4 protein-coding genes are annotated in these 2,185 nt (G+C 61.8%); 1 reads left to right on the top strand and 3 read right to left on the bottom strand.

The window, feature by feature from the left end; all coding sequences use genetic code 11:
* Positions 1-149: 149 nt before the first annotated feature.
* Positions 150-605: a bis(5'-nucleosyl)-tetraphosphatase gene (locus QT222_RS02100; protein WP_004056988.1), complete on the bottom strand. Its 456-nt coding sequence runs from the start codon at positions 603-605 to the stop codon at positions 150-152.
* A 179-nt stretch (positions 606-784) separates the two neighbouring features.
* Here QT222_RS02100 and QT222_RS02095 point away from each other — a divergent pair, with 179 nt between their 5' ends.
* Entirely contained in the window at positions 785-1,114 is a 330-nt protein-coding gene (locus QT222_RS02095; protein ID WP_004056987.1) for an uS10/mL48 family ribosomal protein, read from the top strand.
* Between the two features lie 67 nt (positions 1,115-1,181).
* Here the strand turns inward: QT222_RS02095 and QT222_RS02090 are convergent, their stop codons facing one another.
* Both QT222_RS02090 and QT222_RS02085 read right to left on the bottom strand, forming a co-directional pair.
* Positions 1,182-1,445 (bottom strand): DUF7513 family protein, encoded by a 264-nt coding sequence (locus QT222_RS02090; RefSeq protein WP_004056986.1) that lies wholly within the window; start codon positions 1,443-1,445, stop codon positions 1,182-1,184.
* Positions 1,442-2,185: Na+/H+ antiporter NhaC family protein (locus QT222_RS02085; RefSeq protein ID WP_491476152.1), on the bottom strand; the 744-nt coding region annotated here is incomplete at its 5' end. The genes QT222_RS02085 and QT222_RS02090, both read right to left, overlap by 4 nt.

Here is a 2,185-nt window from a genome sequence, read left to right as displayed (position 1 = left end):
GCGCTGTGGGGGGGGGGGGGGGGGGGGTCGCCGAGGGCGTTGCGGGCGGGGGCGGGGTAGGGGTTGGGGAGGTGGGTCGGCGCCGAGAGGAACGGGTCCTGCCGCTCTCGGGGGGGAACACCCCCGGCGTCGGTCGAAACCGACCGCCGCTACTTCAAGTACTTGTGTTCCCCTTCGTTCGTCTCGGCGACTTCGTCGAGGAACTGGTGTGCCTGCTCGAAAATCTCACGCGGACCGTCCTGCGTGATGGTGTTGATTGCCTGCTCGTAGTCGCGCCACTGGAGGTCGCGATGCTCGGTCGAAAGCTCTGCGGATGCCTCGAACGAGCGAGCGATAAACAGGTGAACCGTCTTGTGAATTGTCGTGCCATTCGCCTCGAAGACGTAGTCGTAGTCTTCGCGGAAGCCATCGATGAGGCGGAAATCGGAGATTCCGGCCTCCTCTTTGACTTCTCTGATTGCCGTTTGCTGAAGCTCCTCGTCCCCTTCGACCCCGCCTTTCGGGAACTCCCAGTCCCCGGGACGGCTCTTCAGGAGTAGATACTCCCTCCGGCCGCGGGTGTCGCGGAAGAGAATGGCTCCAGCACTGACCGCTTCGACTGCCATTACCCGAAATAAATGTGCCGCCCTTTAAGAGGGTATCGGAGGCTGTACCGTGTTGACACGGTTATTCGCTCGGGTTTACCCGTGACAAGGTGTAATTCCCGAGTTCGTGTAGATACATTCCCGAGCCCGTGTAGATGCGCTTTTACCGTCGGAGCAACCAACAAGGAGTAGTACCCAGCATGACCTTCGTCACGAAACTTACCTTCCAAAGTGGGGATAAGGCGGTCCTCGACAGGCTCGTCGGGGACCTCAAGGAGTTCGTCGAACGAAAAGGAGCCGAATGCCGCGGCCCGCACGCCGACCAGCCGAAACAAGTGAGCGTCCCGCAGTATCGGACGCTCCAACCCGGCAATCAGTTCTCATCGTGGTCGTACCCCGTCTTCACGCGCCGACTCGAAATCCACGGGGCCGACCATATCGCTCGCGAAGTCGGCCACAAAGAGTTCCCCGACAGCGTCCACGTCGAAATCGAAGTCGAACAGAAGAAACCGCTCGGTCACCGTCGCTAGCGACTGGTAACCGGTCAAAAAATAGACGCAGGTCTTCTTTCGTTTTCAGGACAGGCGACGAAGGCGCTCAGCCCTCAGGGCCGAGCACTTCGACGAGTTCGCCGGTCCCGACGTGCGAGTCCGTGTCGAACGACGTGACCTTTAGTCGGACTTTGTCTTCGACTGCGGCGTCCTTTCCATCCGCAACACGGATAGTGGAGTCGCCGACGCGAATCGAGAGTCCACTGCCGTTGCGTTCGCTAACGAAGGCAGTGATGACCTCGTCGGCTTCGAACTCGGGCGTCGCAGTACGGAACGTCCAGCCCGCGAGGAGTTTGTCGAGACGGCTCATACGCGACTCACCTCCTCACTGGTACGGTCAGAAACGTATTCGCGGCCGTAGCCGGTCCACGCAGCGACGAGGAACACACTGACGAGGAACCAGCCGTGGAACACGTAGGGGAAGACAGACGCGGGGTTCACGAGCATCTCCTGGGTGAACCACGGCGTCGCCTCGCCACCGACGAGACCCTGCATGGCCCCGAACCCGGCGAGGAGTCCGCCACCCCACGGGAAGATGTACCCGAGCGCCGAGGTGTTGGCGTCGAGGATGTTGGCACGGCGGTAGCCGTTGATGTTGAAGCGCTTGCCGAGCGTGGCGACGTAGGGCGCGATGGCAATCTCCGCTGCCGTGTTGATGGTGACCGTCGCGTTTACGAGCGCCGTTCCGAGGACCATCGTGGTCTCGGCGCGGCGGACCGTCGTCGCGATGGTGTCGATGATGAGTTCCTGAATCGCGTCGAACCCGCCACCGGCGCGCATGACCTCAGCACCTGCGACGAGGAGCAGCGTCAGCACGATAAGCGGGAAGAACCCGACCGCGCCGGAGTAGATGCTCCCGCCGACGCCGGCTTGTGCACCGGGGACAGTTTCGACCACTGCACCGATGATTGGCAGGGTATCGACCATCTGCGTGAACCCGTTTTGCGGCGCGCTGAACAGAATCATGCTGCCAGCGGATACGTCAACGAGTCCGGCTGCGCCGAGCATGATGTTGAACAGTGCAGCAGCGATGAGGCCCCACGAGACGGC

Source organism: Haloferax sp. s1 (assembly GCF_058382125.1).
The sequence above is the reverse complement of the archived record's forward strand: the minus strand, read 5'-3'. Positions and strand labels throughout refer to the sequence as shown.